Origin of the sequence: Pseudobutyrivibrio sp. 49 (assembly GCF_900100545.1) — a bacterium.
GTDB lineage: Bacteria > Bacillota > Clostridia > Lachnospirales > Lachnospiraceae > Pseudobutyrivibrio.
The window spans coordinates 724,527-745,728 of sequence record NZ_FNDP01000001.1 but is presented as its reverse complement, the minus strand read 5'-3'; the positions used below and the strand labels follow the sequence as shown (position 1 = coordinate 745,728).

The window sequence follows — 21,202 nt, the reverse complement described above, 5'->3', positions numbered from 1 at the left end:
TTTGGGAAGAATACATGGAAACATGTGAAGACATAAGACATACCTTAGGTATGAAAGATTTATACTCTCACAGAAAAGAAACCATTGAAAGAATCTTTGGAACAGCTAAAGAGAATCATGGTTTTAGATATACACAGATGTATGGTAAGGCGCGCATGATAATGAAAGTCGCGCTTACCTTTGCGTGTATGAATTTAAAGAAACTGGCAAAAATACAGCAAGAATGGGATTTGAAAATGGCCTAAAGGAAGGCCTTTTTACACAAAAATCAAAATATAATCTTAGAAAAAAGGAAAGGATGCTGCAAAATTTTAGTTTTGCAGCATCCTCTTTGTCTACACTCTGAGACTACTGTAAAAAAACAGTAGTCTTTTTTATAAAAAAATTGCCTTTAAAATCAATGGAGTAGGGCGTCCAATAAAATGCCATGCAAAGTTGCTATCTTATATTTAGGAGCTTTCGAGTGTGAGAGCTTCTATATTTTTTAAATTAAGTTAGACACATCTAACGAGAGGTGGTAGTATAAAACTAGAAGAGAGTGGGGAATTAGAGGAATGGGCAATAATTTGAACAAATCTTTTATTTTCAGGAATTTCTATAAGGTATTAGAGGATAACTATGGGTCTGCCATGGCAAAAGAAATGTGGAATAATGCTGAATCCGAATTTGTCAAACTACAGGATGCAGAACCATCGGCTGATAAGGCTCTTGAACTAGGCACACCAAACGCTATTCAGATGATTTGTTGCATGGATAAGGAATATATGAATGGATTTAGAGGAGTTGATTACAAGAGGACTAAATCAGTCGCAGAAGGTGATGATTGTTGCGACTATAGACTTAAAAAGTCCTTTTAAAAATATTTGCTATCGTCGGTAAGAATATCAACAATCGACTTGCTGTGTTGGATGGTAAGTAATTTTGAAAATGACCACAAGGATGACGGAAGTAAAACATGGAGTTTTACATAGAGATTATACATTGGCTATAGGTGGGGCAATCTGCGACTACTGAATTGTACCGGATAAAATAAAGAATCCTAAGTAAATGATATAATCAAATACCCTTCTGTGATATATTAGAAAGAAAAAATATAGCAAAGGGATTATTTATGAAAAAGACGTTAGTTACATTATTATTGGCTTGTATGCTTGTGGGCTGTGGAAATAAGCAGAGTGATGAGATAATAGGAAAGATTCCGTTTTACCATCTTAGGAATGACATACTGATAAAAGTGATTATTGGAACCATTGCCATTTGTTGGTTGCTAGTCTTTGCCTGTATGTTTTTTGATATAGATCCACTTGGATTCCTTTTTAGATAAATAATATTATCCAACCAAGGTTAGTCCTTGGTTCCTTGCAATGGAAGATGAGAATTAACAGATAGAAGAGCAGTTGAAGGGGTACAAATAAAAGCATTTGCTTTGGAGGAGCTGTTATGTTTTTCTGGTGGTTTATGCTAATCAATGGATTGCTTATACCAGGTATTATGATTTTGTTTGGATGGCTTTTGTGGAAACATGGTCCAAAGGACATCAATTCTTTCTATGGATATAGGACTAAGCGTTCTAGGAAAAATGTAGAGTCTTGGCAGTTTGCTCAAGAGTATTTTGGGCGATTGTGGTTTAAGCTTGGATTGATTTTGTTGCCAGCGTCCGTAATAGCTTATATTCCATTTATACATAGCAGCCAAGATGTGCTTGGAACAGCAGGACTTATTATTATGGTTTTACAGATGGCTATAATACTTTGGCCAATCATACCTACAGAAATCAATTTGAAAAAGAATTTCTAGAGGAGAGGTTATTTTAATCGGGTTATGGTAAGAAGATTATAGAAAATGGAGGGGAAAGCCTATGATTAAGATATACGGAATGCCAACTTGTCCATATTGTGATTACATTCATGAGCAGATTAAGGGTAGAGAGTCAGAATTTGAATATATCAATATAGGTGAGAACATCAGAAATATGGGAGCGTTCACCAGACTACGTGATACCAATTCTGTTTTTGATCACTGTAAAGAAATAGGCGATGTTGGTATTCCTGCTTTTGTATTTGAGGATGGTAGAGTGTCTATTGATCCTGCCGATGCAGGCTTGATTGAATATGGCACTGCTAATGCTTGTTCAATAGAAGATCACAAGAGTGGAAGAAAAGGTTGCTAATGGAAATGAAAAGTGAAATCGCACATTCATCAACTGAATATCAGAAGTTGTTTCATAAGCTCGCAAGGATTAAATATGTGAACGAGGAAGATGGCTTTACAATATATAAAAACGATTCATTGGGAACGATAGTAAGCTATGGAAATCCTGATACAATCCAATGCGGGATTGGTGACTATTTAATAGAGGATGATTTTTCTATTGAATATCAGTATGACACTCAGTTTTTGCATTTTGGAATTATTTATGCAGGAGTGACGTATTCTGTTAAAGATGGGGATATAATAGCTCAGTCAATTCCATCGTCATTTATGTCCTTAGAAAAAATGGATAGAGGAATAGGTGCATGGAGGGCAAAGCAACATTTTAAAGGAATAGAATTTTCTATTAACTACGATTATTTGGTGAATAGTCTTTTACCTACTATTGGCAGGAGCATTTCCGAGTTTAGTTTTTTTAGAATTAATACCAGATATACAATCTTGATACCAGAGATTACTGCCGTTTTGTCCAAACTGGAAGGGTATATGCAAAATAGGATTATGACAGAGCATATAGCCCAGGCAGCGGCTGTGGAGCTTGTAGAACTACTTCTTAGCCCACCATCACGAAAGCTTTTCAGCGCAGAAGGGGATAAAAGCCTGCGCACTATCAAAGCTGGGGCCAGAGACATAAAGATTAATTCAGAAGATTTGCGCAAGATAAATCAGGTTCATGAGATAATTATGTCTTCGGCATATGAATTTAAAACTATTCCCATGTTGGCGCAGGAAGTGGGTATAAGTGAGCAAAAGCTGAAGTATGGTTTTTTAGATTATTACAAACAGACTATTTGGGATTTTCAAAATAATATTAGGATGAGTAGAGCGGCATGGCTCATTTTAAACGATTCGGATACCTTTGAAGAAATATCAAAAGCAGTCGGCTATCATAGCCAAACTGCTTTCTATAATGCATTTAAAAAATGGTGTGGTTTATCCCCAGGAGCCTTTAAGAAACTCCAGAAATCTCATCGTGAGAGCTTATAGGGATAATCATAGGACTGTTGGAGACAGGGGCTGTCACAACAACACTTTCAAGTCCATAGATTTCCCTGATAGTTTCAGGGGTAATAATATCAGCTGGTTCGCCTTCTTTGATAAGATGACCATTTTTCATGGCGAAAATATAATCAGCATATTTGCTGGAAAGATTTATATCATGCAAGACCATCACAATGGTGGTCTTTTTCTTTTTGTTTAAATCCTTTAAAAGATCAAGTATTTCTATTTGGTAAGCAATGTCTAGGTAAGTTGTAGGTTCGTCTAAAAACAGGATATCTGTCTGTTGGGCAAGTGCTAGGGCAATAAAGACACGTTGACGTTGCCCGCCTGATAATTCATCTACACTTTTGTCTGCAAGCATACATATATTCATTGCTTCCATAGCTTCCTCAATTGCGATGTAATCTTCTTTTGTAAGAGGTGCCATAAATTTCCTGTAAGGGAAGCGACCTCTGGCAACAAGCTCAGCTACAGAGATTCCAGCTGGTGCTATAGAATCCTGTGGAAGTAATCCTATGGACTTGGCAATGTCCTTGCTTCTAATGCAATTGATAGACTTGTCGTCTAGGAGAATCGAGCCGGATTTTGGAGCCAAAAGTCTGCAGAAGGTTTTAAGCATAGTAGACTTGCCACTTCCATTTGAACCGAGAATGACACTGATTTTATTTTCTGGAATTTTCATATTCACAGAGTTTAATATGATATCGTCGCCATATCCGGCAACTAAATTTTCAGCTTTAAGAGAATGGGCTTTCACTAAATTACGCCTCCTTTATTTTGTCTGATTAGAAGATATACAAGGTATGGAGCTCCTAGAAGTCCAGTAACAATTCCAACTGGATATCTAGTTGGAAGGAGATTTTGTCCAATAAAGTCTCCTGCTATTACAAGAATTGCTCCAATTAATGCTGAGGACGTGTAGTTGGTTTGGTTGTTTGAACATATACGGGTCGCAATTGGTCCAGATAAAAAAGCAATTGAAGCAATTGGACCAGAGATTGAGGTAGCAAATGCAATCAACACAACAGAGCAAAACATGAGGAGTGTTCTAACTACACTAACATTTACTCCTAGGATTGTGGCATATCGTTCGCCTAATTCCAGAGACCGGATACTTTGATTACAATAAATCATTATCGCAAAAGCAAGGATTACCACAATCACAAGGAGAGGTAGTGTATCTGTTGTGATTCCGTTGAGATTGCCTGCCATCCATCTCATGGCTGTTGGAACATCATATTCTGCAGCTCGCATTACCATCCAGTTTATAAGGGCTGTAAAGAATGCCTGGGCCCCAATACCTGTGAGAATAAGCCTGCTGTTAGAAAATCCATTTTTACAGGATAGCTTGTAGATTGTAAACGCTGCAAGTAATCCGGCAACAACGGAGATGATAGAGACAATCCCTCTGTTTAGATTCAAAAATAAAATACAGAAAACTGCAGCTACTGTTGATCCAGAGGAAACTCCGATAATATCAGGGCTTGCCAGTGGATTGCCAAGAAGGGTCTGAAATGTGTTTCCTGCAATGGCAAAGGCAATTCCGCAAAAAATACCTGCTATAGTTCGAGGTAACCTAAGCTTCATTATGATATAGTTGTTTTCACCATTTAAAATGATGCTTACTACTTCGGCAAGAGTATAGTTTTTCTCGCCAATTGTAACATTGAGACAAACAAGTATTGCAAGGATAACAAACATTATAAAGATTGCAATATGGTAGTGTTTCTGTCTTTTTTTTATTCCGTGAAAAATGATTTCGTTTTTTATCATAAGCTCTGAAGCTTCGCCTTTCTAATAATGTAAATAAATACTGGAGCTCCAATAAGTGCTGTCATTATTCCAGACTCCAATTCACCTGGAGCGCCAAGGATTCGTCCAAGCACATCTGAGATAATAAGAATAGCACCACCATATATTCCACTTAGAATAATAAGTGGTTTGTGGCTGGATCCAATAGAAGAGCGGATAAGATGAGGAATCATAAGACCGATAAAGCTAATTGGTCCTGCTAGTGCTGTGGTGCAAGCACATAATAATACGCCACAAAGAGCTGCCAAAATTCTAGTACGACCAATGTTTAGTCCTAGAGCTATTGCAGTTTCTTCTGAAAGAAGCATTGTGTCCAGATTGTCTGATAGAAGAAAACTCACCACGATAGCCAAAACAGTGAATGGGAGAAGCAATAAGATGTCATCAGTAGATGTGCCGCCAATACTGCCTATCTGCCAAAATCTGAAGGATGTCATTACACTGGAATCTGGCATAACAATTATGCTTATAAGACTGGATAGAGCGGTGCTAATAGCTGCCCCAGAAATAGCAAGCTTAATTGGCGTGGCCCCACTATAACCAAGACTTGCCAGACGATAAACAAATATGGAAGTGAGGAGCGCCCCTACAAAGGCAAGTCCAATATATGATAGCTTGGATTGAATATTAAAAAATGATATTCCAAATACTATAAAAAGGGAGGCACCAGTGTTAACCCCGAGTATACTTGGATCAGCTATTGGGTTTCTGGTAATAGACTGCATCAATACACCAGAAATGCTAAGAGACGCACCAGCTATAATTCCAAAGAGTGTGCGAGGTAGTCGTGCCTGAACTACATTCACATTGTAGTCTTCAAGATTTCTGCCAAGTAATGCATCTATAACATCAGGTAAACCTACGGATTTTGCTCCGTAGGTTATTGACAAGATAACTGATATAAACAGTAATAATATTCCTATTAAAGTTATTGTTTTAATCTTATTATTTTGCTTCAATTTTTTGTGCTGCCTCATTTAATACTTTAAGATAATCATCAACTGCATATGGTATAGAGAGAATTGATGGAGTTGTTGCTGCTGCTAAGGCTGTTGTTGAATCAATTAATACAACTGCACCATTTTTTACAGCAGGAATCTGGCTCATAAGTGGGTCGGCCTGAAGTGCTTCCAAAAGTCCTTTATCACCATACACAACCATAATATCTACGTCATTTAACATATCTGTTTTTTCTCGTGAAATAGTTACCGAGAAATCATCAGAAGTCTCTGCCAAAGAAAGAATGCTTTCTGGAGTAGCCAAGCCTAAATCATTAAGATAAGAAGCTCGTGGGTCATTTGGAAGATATGCATAAAATGTACTCATATCATCTTGTGATATCCAGAAGTAACCAGCAGTTTTTCCTTCAAGGTCAGGGTAGTCAGCAAGCTTTTCTGCAATCAATGCATCAGTCTGTTCTACAAGCTTTTCACCATCTTCTTTAAGTCCCATTGCAGTAGCGTTTGTAATAGTTTGTTCACGCCAGTTTGTCTTCCATGCAACTTCCAAGAAAGGAACAACAGGAGCAATTTCAGAAAGAAGATTATATTCCTCTTCGGTGAATCCAGAGTAAGAAGCAATGATAACATCTGGTTCACAGGCAGCAATGGCTTCGTAATCCCAACCAGTTTCATCATTGAAAACATTTGGAGAAGTTTCACCTAAATTTTTGAAAGCATCATCAGTCCAAGGATGAAGTTTATTTTCAGTCATAAGACCATAATTTGCTGCAGACACACCAACTGGAACTACACCAAGTGCAAGTGTTGTATCTTGATTAGCCCATCCAAGGTTTACAATTCGTTCAGGCTTACTTTCAATAACTGTCTCACCAAAAGCGTGTTTAATAGTAAGTGGAAACTGAGTATCAGCTTCTGCTGTTGTCTCAGAAGTAGCTGTTTCTGCTTTCTGTGATGTAGAACCGCAACCAATAAATGATGCAAAAATCGAAGTAGATAACAATAAAGCTAGTAATGGTTTTTTCATTAAAATTAATCCTCCATATCTTATCTATCTAAAGTTAGAATCAACTAACAATGTGAAAGAAATTTACCATAGGAAGTTAGTCATGTCAAACATCACGACTGATTTAAGAATTTCTGCACCCGATTCAGTAGGAAACATATCTCAAACAAAAGATTTTTGAAAAGAGTAGGGCAGTAATCAGAAAATAATGAAATTGAAAGAAGTTCTTGGAAGAATAGTGACTATCGTTCAACCTAATTGAGCCAAAACTTGTTAAGTCGAATTATCTATTTCTGGTTGATGCAGATTGTTTTCTGAATGCTGATGGCGTCATGCCTGTATGTTTCTTAAACTGTCGAATATAGTGTTCGGCAGTATCATATCCAATTGCCTCTGCTATTGTTGCTACAGACATAGTAGAGTTTGCAAGCAAATCCTGTGAGTGTTCTATTCTTACAGTTCTAAGAATCTCAGTGTAATTCATGCCAGTCAATTCCTTTATCAAACGCGAGGTATATTCATTTGAGTAATGGAACTTCTTAGCCAAATCTGAAAGAGTAATCTCTTTATAATTCTCCTGAATGTATTGAATAAGAGCGTATCTTTGAACATCAACTCTACTGTCGAACAAGGGCATTTGTACTGATTCAGAGTAGTTTCTGATAATCATGTAAAAATCTAATAGCAGAGTATTGGTTATTGCTTGATAGTAGTATTCTTGTTTGTTTGTGCTTTCCGCCAACATCCATATAAAAGATACATTTAAGGACTCGTCACTTCCGGTTCTAAACATAATATAATCATTTGCTTTTTTAGCGTAGATATTGTTTAGAAAGAATGATGAAAGAATATTTGGTGTATTCAAAAAGCCATAAAACATGGAGTGTAAAGTATCTTTTCTAAGCATAATATTGATGGCAATTGTGTCGTCAAAAATGGAAATAGAATGCTTAATACCTGGAGGAATAATACAAAAATCCCCTGTTCGCATATTGATAGTGCTTCCTGATATTTCCTGGGTGCATTGTCCATCAAAAATATAAGTGATTTCAAAGAAAGTATGACTATGTTCAATGGCAGGACTATATCTTTCGTGCTTCTGCACAACAATACTGTCGTTATTTGACAAGTCAAAGAAAAATGAATCCTCGAAAACTTCGGGAATGGTTTCCTCTATTTCCAAAATCAACAAATGCTTTTTGAAAACCTCGTCCATATTCAGATTAGCAAGAAACTTGTTAAGTTCTTTCTGATTGCTTCTTGCTAAGTAATATTCTTTATAGAATTTTTCTGTTTCCGTCATATCGTAGATATGCTGTCTTAATGCTTTTGCGTCCATGAAGATGATGATAGCTCAAAAAGGGTTCTATGTCAAAAAAAATCAAAAATATATTTCATATAATCCATATACATCAAAATAGGTCAATATAGTTGCACAATATTGTTAATTATTAAAGGGCAAAAATGATTCTATAATCAACCTGCAAGTTAAGTAAGGAGAAAGGTGTTGATGATTATGAGTGAACCAATACTTGAAATGAAAAATATTTCAAAAAGGTTTGGTAGCGTTATAGCCCTAGATGATGTTTCACTTACAGTTTATCCAGGTGAGGTAAGAGGTCTTATTGGAGAAAACGGTTCGGGAAAATCAACTATATCCTCTATAGCAGCTGGTATGCAGAAGGCAAATGAGGGACAGATGATTTTCAAGAACAAAGAGTGGAATCCAGAGAGCATGATAGATGCCTTAACGGGTGGAATTGGTATGGTTGTTCAGGAAAGCGGTACTATTGCTGGAATAACTGTAGCGGAAAACATTTTCTTAGCAGAGTTAAAGCTTTTTAAAAATAAGTTTGGACTTGTTGATAAGAAAAAGCTTTATGAAGAAGCTGGTAAAGTATTACAGGAAATTGGAATCAAAAATGTAAAGGCTAGTGACTTAATGGGAAGTCTTGATTTCCAGGAAAGAAAGCTTGTTGAAATTGCGAAAGTCATGATGAAAAAGCCTGACATTTTAGTAATAGATGAGACTAGTACAGCATTGTCACATGATGGAAGAACATTGATGTATGGACTTATCAAAAGACTTAAAAGAGAGAATAAATCAGTTATTTTTATTTCCCACGATTTAGAAGAAATCACTACTGTTTGCGATACATTGACAGTGCTTCGTGATGGTAAGTTGATTAGAACATTTGAAAAAGAAGAATTCGATGACGATTTAATCCGAACAAGCATGATCGGACGTGAGCTTCAGGGGGATTATTACAGAACTGACTTCGAAGCTACTTCTCAGGAAGAGGTTGCATTAGAAGGTAAGAATATCAATTACGGCGACAAATTAAAGAATGTTAACATCAGTCTCCACAAAGGCGAGATAGTTGGAATCGGGGGCCTTTCAACATGTGGAATGCACTATTTAGGGGAAGCTCTTTTCGGAGCATTGGAACTTGATGTTGGACAGGTGATTACAGAATCTGGCAAGGAAATCAAAAGCTGTCATAATGCTGTATCTCAAAAGATTGGATATGTATCAAAGGACAGAGATACAAAGTCCCTTTGTTTGGAAGCCAGCATTAAAGACAACATCGCTATTGCAGGAATGAATATTTTCAAAAATAACGCTGGCATGATTACAGAAAAGAATGAGAAGGATTATGTGCAGAAACAGGTTAATGATCTTTCCATAAAGTGTAGCGATATGAATCAGCAGGTGAGCCAGTTATCTGGTGGAAACAAGCAGAAGGTTGTTTTTGGAAAATGGATTGGATGCGACAGTGAAATTCTCATTCTAGATTGTCCAACACGTGGCGTTGACATCGGCGTAAAACAGGCTATGTACCAGCTGATGATAAAGCTTAAAAAACAGGGAAAAGCAATTCTTATGATAAGTGAAGAGCTTCCAGAATTGTTGGGAATGAGCGATAGAGTCCTGATTATGAAGGACGGAGAAATAACAAAAGAATTCAATCGTAGCAAAGATTTGTCTGAAGCAGACGTTATTGGCTACATGATATAGGAGGTACGCTGTGAGTAAACTTAAGAAATTCAAAAATACTCAAATGCTTATAGCTACATTGCCATTGGTAGCGCTTATTGCTTTGTTTTTTATCTTTTGCGGAGTTATTCAAACATACGGCTATAGGCTTGATATGTATTTACAAATCGTTTTCAACGAGGCGGTAGTTCTTGCGGTTGTAGCAACAGGAGCAATTTTTATTTATACCTTAGGAACATTTGATATCAGCCTTGGTGCATCTACTCTTTTTGCAGCGACCCTTGGTGTTACAGTTTACAACAAGACAGAAAGCCTTGCGCTTATGATTCTTGTTTTGTTTGCAACAGGTATTGCATGCTCATTGTTTAATTCAGTTTTGGCATCAGTATTTAACATACCTGCATTCGTAACAACTGTTGCTATGATGTCAGTTTTGTCTGCAATAGCATCTCAGATTATTACAACAGATGGTGGTGCTCTCGGTGGAATCAGTATTCCTTCAAGCGTTGTAAAGCCTTATTCAGGAATCGGATTTAAAGCAATGCTCTTAATTATATATTTTGCAGTTTGTTTCTATGTTTTCCAGTTAACAAAAACTGGTAGAAGAATGAAGTTTATAGGTGGTAATCCACTATGTGCTTCACTTACAGGAATTAAAGCAAACAAGTATACAATTATCGCATTTACGATGGCAGGAATTGGTGTAGGTCTCGGGGCATTTCTTACTCTTACCTATACACCATCAGTTACAACACAAACAGCATCAAGCATTGGAATGAATATTTTTATTGCAATTGTATTTGGAGGAATGCCTATTTCAGGTGGCCCTCGTTCAAAAATCTATGCAGCCTTGGTTGGTGGATTTTCCTACATGCTACTGAACGACATTTTGGAAATTGTTATTGATAGTAGCGCGGCATATGGAATTACTCAGGTGATATCTGCTTTATTCTTTATGGCAGTTGTATACATAACAAGTATGAACTACCGTACTCAGGCATTGCCAAGATAAAGGTACCAACTGCTTTGGCAGTTAGAAATAATGGTTAATTATGGAGGGATTTGAAGATGAAAAAAAGATTTGCAAAACTCATTAGCTTAGCACTTGTTGGTGTAATGAGCGCTGGTGTTTTGGCAGGATGCGGAAATTCTAATGACACAGCATCTGCATCAAAGGACGGGGTTAAAATTGGTGTCCTAGTAGCTGATGTAAGTGGTGAGGAAGCTCTTGGTTTCAGAAACTATTATGAAGAGTATATTCAGAACAACTATGACGTTACTTTCGAATATACAGATGCTCTTGAAAGTGCAGAAGATGAGAAGGCTGCAATTGAGAAGTTTGCATCTAAGGGATATGACGCAATCATTTCTCTTTCAAGCTCAGATAGAGCACAGCAGATTGAGACATGTGAAGAATATGGTGTTTACTATGCAATTGCATCTGGTGTTCTTGATGATGAGCAGTACGAACAGTACAAGGGTTATGAGCATTTTGTAGGTCAGATTGGACCATCAAACGAAACAGAGTTTGAAGCTGGAAAGGCTATGGGGGAGTACTACAAGGAGCAGGGAATTAGCACAGTTGCAATTTACGGTGCATTCATTCCAAACCCAATGCATGTATATCGTGCAGCAGGAATCATTGCAGGACTTGGTGACACATACGGTGGAACAGATGATATGAATGGTATGATCGGTCAGATTTTTGGAGACCAGGCTGTTGATCCATCAAAGATTGAAGGTGATGTAGAGGTAGTTGCATATCTTCAGGGATATGGTGATACAACTACAGATGAGCTTAATGCGGCAATCCAGAAGGCTCCAGAAGCTTTCTTATCAGTTGGTATGGCTACAACATTCTTTGCTCAGACATTAGCTCAGAATGATATTCAGTTTGCTGATATTGATTCATTTACAGAAATGAATTTGGATTCTATGACAAATGGAACACTTACATATCTTGCTGGTAAGTATTCTTCATCAATTGGACCTGTATTTGCACTTGTTATGAATGCAGTAAATGGAAATGTAATCCGTGACAATGATGGAAATGCAGTTTCATTAAGCCAGGGATACCTTGTAGCAACAGATGTTGATTCGTTCAACGAATATTATGTAACAGACAACGGAGATACACCAATTTTTGATAAGGAATCACTTGATACAATCATCGGTGATGCAGTTACTTATGATGATGTAAAGGCTCTTGTAGAGTCAAAATAGTTTTTTGGAGGCAATTATGAGCACCCTTAAGAAGATAATACATTCATTGGCAATACCCGTTTTAGTAGCAGCAATACTTGAGGGACTTTGCCTTACACAGGGACAAAATATTATTACAAATGCAAAGAGTTTTGATAATTTTGTTGTTTACACAGCAATTGTCATGATTACAACAATGGCTCTTTCTATAAATCTAAATAGTGGACGATTTGATTTTTCACTTGGTTCAATGGCAGCGCTTTCATCAGTAATTGGAGCTGAAATAACATATTCAGCTCTTGCTGGTGGAAAGGGCTCTGCAGTGATGATGCTTATTGTAACAGTAGCTGTGGGATGCTTATTGGGATTAATCTCAGGAGCTATCTACGTTGCACTGCGTTTACCACCTATTATCACATCACTTGGTGTGACTCTTATTTACGAGGGAATCATGTACACAATCACAAGTGGAAAATACCTTATGAAAGAGGTACAGAATTCATCTATGTCCGCTTTTGCTAATACTTGGGTTTATGCATTTATTATCATTCTTGTGGTGCTCATATTTATGGTTGTTGTATTTGAAAAGACAACATTCGGATATGATTACGCAGCTCTGAAAAGTGGACAGAAGGTTTCAATAAACACTGGTATTAACGAAGTGAAAAATGCGCTGATCTGCTATGGAATATGCGGAGCATTAATGGGACTTGTAGGATTTTTAAATGCTGCAAGAAACACAACAATCAATGGTGGACAGCTAAACTTCGGAAGTATTGCAATCATGTTTACAGCATTTCTTCCAATGTTTATTGGTGGATATATCAGCCAGTACTGCAATGAAAAGATGGGATTCTTGCTTGCAGCAGTTTGTATGTCACTTTTGAATTCCACATTTGCTGTTTTTTCAAATCAAGTAACTGCTTCTATGCAATCAATTATAAATGCCGTACTTCTAGTGGTATTTTTGATTTATTTAAACAATATAAACGTGATAAAGAGATTATTTAAAAGATGAGAAATGAAAAATTATTGAAAACAGCTTTAGGCTTATTGCCAAAGCTAATTTATAAGGATATAACTCCTGTAAATATGACTGAGTGCAAGTATCTTTCAAAGGGAGATAGCATAATAATAGATTTTGGTGATCATCAGGTGGGAAGATTAGCTTTCGATTTGAAATCTGTCGGTTCTCATGCCGATGCACCTGCTTTTCTCAAAATTCATTTTGCAGAAAGAGAAATCGAGTTATACGAGAATCCTGCTGAATACAAAGGATGGATAAGTGCATCATGGATTGAGGAGGAACAGATTCACGTAGATGTTATTCCATCAAGAGTGTCACTAGAAAGAAGATATTCATTTAGATATGTAAAAATTGAAGTTTTAGATATAAGTGATAAATTCAAGCTTTATTTGGACAATGTGGTGTGCACTAGCGAATCTTCAGCTGACGATTCTAAGCTTGTTCCACTTAATTCTGATAATCAGTTACACAAGGATCTTGATAGAGTTGCTATCAAAACTCTTCATGATTGTATGCAGCTGGTTTTTGAAGATGGACCAAAGAGAGATAGACGTCTTTGGATTGGCGATTTAAGAATGCAAGCATTGGCTAATTATGAGACATATCGTAATTACGATTTAGTAAAGGAGTGCCTGTATCTTTTTGGGGCTCTTACGAACGATGAGGATAGAGTGGGAGCATGCATATTCCTTGAACCAGAGCCAGAGGTGGATGACACTTTCATGTTTGATTACTCATTGTTATTTATTAATACATTATTGGACTATTACAGACAAACAGGAGATGATTCGGCTGTAAATGATTTGTGGCATGTATGTAAAAGACAAATTGAACTGGCAAAAGAAAATCTTGATGAAAACTATGTTGTAAGGGATTCCGAAAAGCTAGGTTGGTGCTTTGTAGATTGGAACCTCATGCTTAACAAGCAGGCTAGTGCCCAGGGAATATTCCTTTATGCTTTGGAGGCAGCAATTGAGCTTGCTCAGATTACAGGAGATGTAATGGCAGAAGAAGAGTATGCCCAGGATTATCTCAAATTAAAATCAGCAGCTAATAGCTTTTTATTTGATGAGGAAAAGAAGCTATATGTTTCTGGTACAGACCGACAGGTATCCTATGCATCTCAGGTATGGATGATTCTTGGTGGAGCTGTAGAAGGAAATGGCGCTGTTAAGCTTATTGAGCGTTTGCGTCAGGAAGAAAGTGCTCTAACAATGGTTACACCATACATGTTCCATAACTTTATAGAAGCTTTGATTATGATTGGTGAAAAGAATCAGGCTTTAAAGGAAATGGAAGAATACTGGGGTGGAATGCTTAAGGAAGGGGCAGATACATTCTGGGAATTGTACAATCCTAAGAATCCAAATGAGTCTCCTTATGGCGGAACAATAGTTAACAGCTATTGTCACGCATGGAGCTGTGGCCCAACATATTTCTTAAGAAAATATTTTTGTAATTAATGAGGTTATAAATGTCAAAGATTGATTTTAAGGGGAATCCCTTTTATTTAGATGATGAGGCTGTAGAGTGGATTGAATCTACTTTTAGCGAGATGTCACTCGAGGATAAGTGTGGACAGGTATTCTGTCCAATGGGATTCAGCAGTGATGATGGAGTCCTCAACCACATTGTAGGAGATATAAAGGTAGGGGGTATGATGTATCGAAGTGGCAGAGCCGAGGAGATACAGAACACTCACAGAAAAATTCAATCAATCGCCAAGGTTCCACTTCTTCTTGCTGCCAATACTGAGGCAGGAGGAGATGGTTTGGCTTTTGAGGGAACATCCTTTGGAAAGCCTATGGCAGTAGCTGCAACAGCAGATAGCGAATATGGCTACAAAATGGGATATGTGGCCTGCAAAGAAGGTGCAGCTCTTGGTATGAATTGGTCTTTTGCACCAATCGTTGATATTAACAAGGAGTTTCACAATCCAATTACAAATGTAAGAACATTTGGAGACAATCCACAGATGGTGGTTGACTTTGCTTCTAGGTACATGGATGGTGCTGATGAGAATAATGTGGCAGTTGCTATCAAACATTTCCCAGGAGATGGTATCGATGAGCGAGATCAACATATTCTTACAAGCATAAATAGCCTTTCTGTAGAGGAATGGGATGAGACCTTTGGATATGTATATAAGTCACTCATTGATAAGGGGGCTAAGACAGTTATGGTTGGCCATATAGCTTGCCCTGCCTATGTTCGTAAATACGATAATGGTGCTTCAAGAGAAAAACAGTTACTTCCTGCATCATTGTCTTATGAATTACTTACCAAATTGCTTAGACAGCAGCTGGGATTTAATGGCTTGATTTCTACAGATGCTACACCTATGGTTGGATTTACAGCTGCTATGAAGAGGGAACTTGCAATTCCTACTGCTATCCAAAATGGATGTGACATGATTCTTTTCAATAAGAGCTTAGAAGAGGATTATGGATTCCTTATGAATGGTGTGAAAAATGGAATCCTTAAGGAAGAAAGATTAGACGAAGCAGTTCTTAGAATACTTGCTACAAAGGCTTCTTTAGGTCTTCACAAAAAGCAGGCAGAAGGAACTCTTGTGCCAGGCAAAGATGCTTTGGCTGTAGTAGGTTGTGAAGAGCATAGAAAGATGGCTAAGGAAGTTGCAGATAAGGCTATCACACTCGTAAGAGATGAGGAAAGTTTACTTCCACTTTCTGCAAAAAAATATAAGCGCATTTATTTGAATGTTATCGATAGAAATGATGATCCAAATAGCGATTTTGTAAAGATGTGGAAGGAAAAACTAGAAGAAGAAGGCTTTGAAGTCAAGGTTAGAGACAGACGTACTCGAATTTCTGTAATGGATTTTGCAGATCCAAGCAGAATGACTCCAGAAAAGCAGGCTCTTATGAATGAAATGTACAGAAGCGTTGCAGATATGAAGGCTGATTATGATTTATATCTGTATGTATGCAACATGGAGAATGCATCAAATAATACAACACTCAGACTAAACTGGAACGTATTGTTTGGACTGGGAGATGACGCTCCATGGCATGCCAGCGAAATTCCTATGCTTATGGTTTCTACAGCATACCCATATCATCTGTTTGATGCACCAATGATGAAAACATATATCAATACTTATAGTGGCAATGAGGAATTTGTTACTGCCTGTATTGATAAACTTATGGGCCGCTCAAGCTTCAAAGGAATCAGCCCGGTAGACCCACTGTGTGGAAAGGACTATATATAAAATGGAAATCAAGGGAATTATATTTGATTTAGATGGTGTTATTTGCAGCACTGATGAATATCATTATCAGGCCTGGAAGAAAATGGCTGACCATGAGGGGATTTATTTTGATAGAAAAATAAATGAAAGACTTCGTGGTGTTTCCAGAGCTGCCAGCCTGGAGATAATTCTGGAGAAAGCTGACAGGCAGTATTCAGATGAAGAAAAGCTTGAGATGATGACAAAGAAAAATGATTTATATAAAGAGCTTTTGTCATCAATGACAGAAAGGGATGTATCGTCAGAGGTGATTGATACTTTAAATGCACTTAGAGCAAAAGGTTTAAAGCTTGCTATTGGTTCATCATCCCAAAACACTAAGTTGATTTTAAGCCGCATTGGTCTTTTGGATTTCTTTGATGGGATATCTGATGGAACAATAATTTCTCAGTCAAAGCCTAATCCAGAGGTTTTCATTAAGGCTGCCGGTATTCTTCAATTAAGGAATGAAAATTGTTTTGTTGTTGAAGATGCCGAAGCTGGAATTGACGCAGCAGTAGCTGGTGGATTTCACAGCATAGGAATAGGTAGTGCTAGCAGTTATGACAAGGCAGAATATAAAATAAATAGCTTTAGAGAGATTATCGATCTAGTATAAGTGGATAGTCTGTAGGATATTTAGCTATCTATGTTTTTATTATTCCTGTACTCCAATGGGGTACAGGAATATTTTTCTTTAAATAATTTCGAGTAATAGCTTTGGTTTGAAAAGCTAAAAAAATCTGATATTTCTTCTATAGTTGCATTTGAATAAAGCAGCAATTGAGTGCTTCTTTGTAGTTTTATGTTATTAATGTAATCAGGAATAGCAACCCCAACCTCTTTTCTAAAGCATTTAGAAAGCCAACGCCCAGAAACATTACATATGTCTGCCAGTATAGATAAGTTTAATTTTTTTTGCACATGAGAATTTATATAAGACACACAATTGGAAATCATAGGTGAATAACCTTTCTCAACTGTGGCATGGTTATTTACAACTTCTGAGATGGCGGCAATAAGCTCTACATAATAAGGTCTCACATCAAAATAAGTTGGCGCTGAGTCAACCCTCTGACATATTATTTCAGCAATCACATTTACAGCATCTTCTCCAACACCACTACGGATTGCTTCCTGACAAATCTTGTTGGCGACTACCATAAAAACATATTTTGTTTGGCGATCGTGATCCAAGGACATTTTCGTAAAGGAATACTGATTTGGTTCTGAAAACTTTTTAAATAAGTCTTCCATGACTGGAATTCCATCCATGGCGAAGTAAGAGTATAAGTCGTTATTAATGGATTCAGGGCTACTGTAATTCTTATCCTCGGTATCAAGATTATTAACTTCTAGAAGCGATAGGAGATTTTGTAAAGGCTCTTTCGATGCAATTATTTCATCAACTAAAATATTAGATTTGTCCAGCTCTTTGGCAGTGTTTATAAAGTAAGCTAAACAAAGTGCATTTTTTAATTCTTCTATGGAAATAAGCTTGCTTTGTTTTATGTTTAACTTAATTGCTTCCTTGTCCTTGCTATATGGCTTTCCAAAGAAAAAGTGATTTATAAATTCATCACTATGCTCTTGAGGCAAACAGGGACCAAGAATTAAAAAACTATAATCGGATAGCTTTGAAATGGCAATAAAAATAGATGGTTCTTCAATGATTATTAGTGGGGTATTTATATCGTGTCCCTCATTATTAAATCTTGAGACTACATATTTCATCAAACTAGGCATAGGTATGTCTGGAATGAAATAAGAGATTTCGGTGTGAGTATTGTATATGCAAAATGGAATATTGATGGTAGATTGCAATGATTCTAAAAGTTGCATTCGATGTGACATAATAGTTTATCCTCTTTATGTACTATTTTAATAAATTATGTACAATTTTATTATTTCTATATATTTCTGTCAAATATAATAAATCCATAAAACAAAAGGAGGATAGGTATTTATGCTATTTAAAAAAGATTTTATGTTAGGTGCAGCAACAGCGGCTCATCAGGTAGAAGGAAACAATGTAGGTAGCGATTATTGGATTATGGAGAATCTTGAACATTCTGTTTTTGTAGAAAAATCTGGATTAGCCGTAGATCATTACAACAGATATGAAGAAGATATCGACTTGTTAAAGCGAGCAGGGCTTAATGCATATAGATTTTCCATTGAATGGGCAAGGATTGAGCCTGTAGAAGGTCAGTGGAATGAAAAGGAAATGGAGCACTATATTAAGGTGATTGACTACTGTCTTGCAAACGGAATTGAACCGGTAGTTACCTATCATCATTTCTCGTCACCAGCATGGCTAATAACTAAGGGTGGCTGGGAATCGACAGATGTGGTTAGATATTTTGAAAGATATGCCAAATATGTAACAGAACATGTTGCAGGTAAAGTTAAATATGTATGCACAATTAATGAAGCAAATATGCGTCTTCAGATGGCCTTTTTAATTAAGGATATTACGGAAAGAATGTCTAAGCAGTCAGAAATTCAAAATCAGGAAGGTTCAGTACAGGTTGGAGTAAATCTTTCTCAGAATCAATCACAGATGATGATGTCTATGATGGAAACAGCAAAAGCATTTAATATAGATGATCCTAGAAAGGTAGCAAATTTCGTTTCACAAGCTAGTGAAGAAGGAGATTTGCTTGTAATGAAAGCCCATAATGCTGCACGAAATGCAATTAAATCAGTTGATCCTAGTATACAGGTTGGGTTGACCCTTTCTCTTCATGATATCCAATGTGTAGATGGTGGTGAAGAGAACGCAAAGAAAGCATGGGATGATGAATTCACACACTATCTTCCATATATTGAAAAGGACGATTTCCTTGGAGTTCAGTGTTATACAAGAAAGATATTTGACGAAAATGGTGCAAATTCTTCGTTTGAAACAGGGACTAAAACACAGATGGGCTATGAGGATTATCCTGCAGGAATAGTAAATGTTGTTAGAAGATGTGCTGAAGAATTCAAAGGCACTATTATCGTTACTGAAAATGGAATAGCAACATCGGATGATGAAAGAAGATGTGAGTTTATAAAAGAAGCATTGACAGGACTTAATGATTGCATTACCGAGGGCATTAAATTAAAGGGCTATTTTGCATGGTCATTATTAGATAATTTTGAGTGGCAAAAGGGCTTTTCAATGACCTTTGGATTAATATCAGTTGACAGAAATACAATGGAAAGAACACCAAAAAAGAGTCTTAAAGTTCTTGGCAGCTTTATGGAAAAGTAGTGAGGTTTATAATGACAGAAAATTTAACATCTAACGTAGAAAAAAAGGATATCTATAGAAAAGCAAAGAATTGGCAAATAGCACTTACAACAATAAATTCAGGTGGAGCAATGTGTTTTTACATGCTCTTAACATATGCAAGTTATGTGGCCAATGTTGGTTATGGAATTGCAACTGCACTTGTTGGTTTTTTGTTGACAGCGACAAGAATATTTGATGGATTCATTAATCCGTTTATAGCAATGTTAATAGATAAGACTATGACAAAATATGGAAAAATTCGCTTATTCTTGCTGGCAGGTTGGGGTTTAGAAAGTTTGGCAATCTTTATGCTCTATATATGGTGCTCAGGAAAAGGCCATGGAATTGTTTTGTTTACAATGATGTATTTAGTTTACATTGTGGGATACACAATGAACAATGTTGCAGGTATGATAGCTGGACCTGTTATGACAAATGATCCAAACCAAAGACCAATCGTTGGTGTGTGGGGAACGGTATATAATTATTTCGCACCAATGATAATGACTGTATTTTTTACTGTTGTTTTACTCCCTAGATACAATAATGAATATACAGTAGAGATGCTTGCAGCATGTGCGACAGTGACAATTGTTATATCATTCGTATTTACGATACTTGCTTGTATTGGTATATCAGAGGCTGATAAGCCAGAAAACTTTGGAACAGATAGCCAGGGCGCAAGCGAAAAGGTAAAAGTAAAAGATATGATAAAGCTGTTGAAATCAAACAAGGCTTTGCAGATGTACATTGTAGCAGGAGCTACTGATAAGCTTGCACAGCAGACTGCTAGTCAATCTATTATTACCACAATGCTATTTGGTATATTGATTGGAAATATGCAATTATCAACAATACTGAATGTAGTTGCAATGCTACCTTCAATCGCTTTTGCAATTTTTGGAGCAAAATATGCAGGTAAACATGGTAGCAAAGAAGCTCTTTATTTTTGGACAGGAATTTGTATGGCGTTTTCCATATTATTGGCAGCATTTATGTATATTGTTGATATGAGAAAAGTGACTGTTGAAATACTTCCAACTGCAGTATTTTTTGTAATTACATTATTAGTTAATGGCGCAAAGATGTGTGTAACAACAGCTACATCTTCTATGAGCGGGGATGTGATTGATTATGAAATGGCCAGTTCAGGAAAATATATGCCTGCAGTTGTTACAGGAACATATAACTTTTTTGATAGAATTCTTTCATCACTTGGAGCAGTTTTGGCAACTTCGCTAATAGCGTTAATCGGTTATACATCTACAATGCCACAGCCAACAGATACACCAAGTCTTGCAATTAAAAATATGACAATATTCATATATATTGGATTACCATTTATTGGCTGGATTTGTAATCTATTTGCAATGAAACTTTCTCCTATATCTAAAGAAGAAATGGTAAGGATTCAGGAAAAGATAGCAGAACAGAAAGCGAAAGTGAAATAAGAGT

Annotated in this window: 20 protein-coding genes and 1 pseudogene; 15 read left to right on the top strand and 6 right to left on the bottom strand. The window is 36.8% G+C overall.

All coding sequences use genetic code 11. The features are described from left to right. The 6 genes and pseudogenes from BLP54_RS03380 to BLP54_RS03355 form a co-directional block, all read left to right on the top strand. Window positions 1-227: pseudogene (locus tag BLP54_RS03380) on the top strand (transposase); the annotation flags it as partial. Between the two features lie 327 nt (window positions 228-554). Further along, window positions 555-857 (top strand): L-2-amino-thiazoline-4-carboxylic acid hydrolase, encoded by a 303-nt coding sequence (locus BLP54_RS03375; protein ID WP_090166716.1) that lies wholly within the window; start codon window positions 555-557, stop codon window positions 855-857. A 254-nt stretch (window positions 858-1,111) separates the two neighbouring features. Continuing rightward, the gene (locus BLP54_RS03370; protein WP_090166714.1) at window positions 1,112-1,324 is read left to right on the top strand and encodes a hypothetical protein; all 213 of its coding nucleotides are present in this window, start codon (window positions 1,112-1,114) and stop codon (window positions 1,322-1,324) included. Window positions 1,325-1,440: 116 nt separating this feature from the next. Further along, the gene (locus BLP54_RS03365; RefSeq protein ID WP_090166712.1) at window positions 1,441-1,797 is read left to right on the top strand and encodes an SdpI family protein; all 357 of its coding nucleotides are present in this window, start codon (window positions 1,441-1,443) and stop codon (window positions 1,795-1,797) included. Window positions 1,798-1,858: 61 nt separating this feature from the next. Beyond that, a complete protein-coding gene (locus BLP54_RS03360; protein ID WP_028247887.1) occupies window positions 1,859-2,170 on the top strand; it encodes a hypothetical protein in 312 nt (103 codons plus the stop codon). After that, window positions 2,170-3,198, top strand: coding sequence for a helix-turn-helix domain-containing protein (locus BLP54_RS03355; RefSeq protein ID WP_090166709.1), 1,029 nt, complete (start codon window positions 2,170-2,172; stop codon window positions 3,196-3,198). Before BLP54_RS03360 ends, BLP54_RS03355 begins: the two co-directional genes overlap by 1 nt. Here BLP54_RS03355 and BLP54_RS03350 read toward each other — a convergent pair. The 5 genes from BLP54_RS03350 to BLP54_RS03330 all read right to left on the bottom strand — a co-directional run bounded on the left by BLP54_RS03350 (window position 3,161) and on the right by BLP54_RS03330 (window position 8,329). Beyond that, a complete protein-coding gene (locus BLP54_RS03350; RefSeq protein WP_090166707.1) occupies window positions 3,161-3,970 on the bottom strand; it encodes an ABC transporter ATP-binding protein in 810 nt (269 codons plus the stop codon). The two genes, BLP54_RS03355 and BLP54_RS03350, sit on opposite strands and share 38 nt — an antisense overlap. Further along, window positions 3,970-4,986: a FecCD family ABC transporter permease gene (locus BLP54_RS03345; protein WP_028247883.1), complete on the bottom strand. Its 1,017-nt coding sequence runs from the start codon at window positions 4,984-4,986 to the stop codon at window positions 3,970-3,972. Before BLP54_RS03345 ends, BLP54_RS03350 begins: the two co-directional genes overlap by 1 nt. Further along, on the bottom strand, window positions 4,983-5,984 hold the full coding sequence (locus tag BLP54_RS03340) for a FecCD family ABC transporter permease (RefSeq protein ID WP_242870613.1): 1,002 nt from the start codon (window positions 5,982-5,984) through the stop codon (window positions 4,983-4,985). The genes BLP54_RS03345 and BLP54_RS03340 overlap by 4 nt, the downstream gene beginning before the upstream one ends. After that, entirely contained in the window at window positions 5,971-7,011 is a 1,041-nt protein-coding gene (locus BLP54_RS03335; RefSeq protein ID WP_090166703.1) for an iron-siderophore ABC transporter substrate-binding protein, read from the bottom strand. The genes BLP54_RS03340 and BLP54_RS03335 overlap by 14 nt, the downstream gene beginning before the upstream one ends. 262 nt (window positions 7,012-7,273) lie before the next feature. After that, a complete protein-coding gene (locus tag BLP54_RS03330) occupies window positions 7,274-8,329 on the bottom strand; it encodes an AraC family transcriptional regulator (protein ID WP_090166702.1) in 1,056 nt (351 codons plus the stop codon). 177 nt (window positions 8,330-8,506) lie between these two features. On the opposite strand from BLP54_RS03330, the gene BLP54_RS03325 reads away from it, so the two are divergent. From BLP54_RS03325 to pgmB, 7 genes are read left to right on the top strand one after another with little or no spacing between them, the layout of a single operon-like run. Beyond that, window positions 8,507-10,009: a sugar ABC transporter ATP-binding protein gene (locus BLP54_RS03325; protein ID WP_242870612.1), complete on the top strand. Its 1,503-nt coding sequence runs from the start codon at window positions 8,507-8,509 to the stop codon at window positions 10,007-10,009. A gap of 10 nt (window positions 10,010-10,019) precedes the next feature. Then, window positions 10,020-11,000, top strand: coding sequence for an ABC transporter permease (locus BLP54_RS03320; RefSeq protein WP_242870611.1), 981 nt, complete (start codon window positions 10,020-10,022; stop codon window positions 10,998-11,000). 56 nt (window positions 11,001-11,056) lie between these two features. Further along, window positions 11,057-12,211 (top strand): type 1 periplasmic-binding domain-containing protein, encoded by a 1,155-nt coding sequence (locus tag BLP54_RS03315; RefSeq protein ID WP_090166698.1) that lies wholly within the window; start codon window positions 11,057-11,059, stop codon window positions 12,209-12,211. Window positions 12,212-12,227: 16 nt separating this feature from the next. Next, entirely contained in the window at window positions 12,228-13,208 is a 981-nt protein-coding gene (locus tag BLP54_RS03310) for an ABC transporter permease (protein WP_090166697.1), read from the top strand. Continuing rightward, window positions 13,205-14,680 (top strand): alpha-L-rhamnosidase-related protein, encoded by a 1,476-nt coding sequence (locus tag BLP54_RS03305; protein ID WP_090166696.1) that lies wholly within the window; start codon window positions 13,205-13,207, stop codon window positions 14,678-14,680. Before BLP54_RS03310 ends, BLP54_RS03305 begins: the two co-directional genes overlap by 4 nt. A gap of 11 nt (window positions 14,681-14,691) precedes the next feature. Beyond that, window positions 14,692-16,449, top strand: a complete 1,758-nt coding sequence (locus BLP54_RS03300) for a glycoside hydrolase family 3 protein (protein WP_028247874.1) — start codon at window positions 14,692-14,694, stop codon at window positions 16,447-16,449. 1 nt (window position 16,450) lies between these two features. Next, window positions 16,451-17,086 (top strand): beta-phosphoglucomutase, encoded by a 636-nt coding sequence (pgmB, locus tag BLP54_RS03295; protein WP_176754443.1) that lies wholly within the window; start codon window positions 16,451-16,453, stop codon window positions 17,084-17,086. 20 nt (window positions 17,087-17,106) lie between these two features. On the opposite strand, the gene BLP54_RS03290 is transcribed toward pgmB, so the two are convergent. Continuing rightward, window positions 17,107-18,321 (bottom strand): helix-turn-helix transcriptional regulator, encoded by a 1,215-nt coding sequence (locus BLP54_RS03290; protein ID WP_090166693.1) that lies wholly within the window; start codon window positions 18,319-18,321, stop codon window positions 17,107-17,109. A gap of 112 nt (window positions 18,322-18,433) precedes the next feature. On the opposite strand from BLP54_RS03290, the gene BLP54_RS03285 reads away from it, so the two are divergent. Then, window positions 18,434-19,726, top strand: coding sequence for a glycoside hydrolase family 1 protein (locus BLP54_RS03285; RefSeq protein WP_090166691.1), 1,293 nt, complete (start codon window positions 18,434-18,436; stop codon window positions 19,724-19,726). An 11-nt stretch (window positions 19,727-19,737) separates the two neighbouring features. Continuing rightward, on the top strand, window positions 19,738-21,198 hold the full coding sequence (locus BLP54_RS03280; RefSeq protein WP_090166689.1) for an MFS transporter: 1,461 nt from the start codon (window positions 19,738-19,740) through the stop codon (window positions 21,196-21,198). Window positions 21,199-21,202 lie beyond the last annotated feature (4 nt).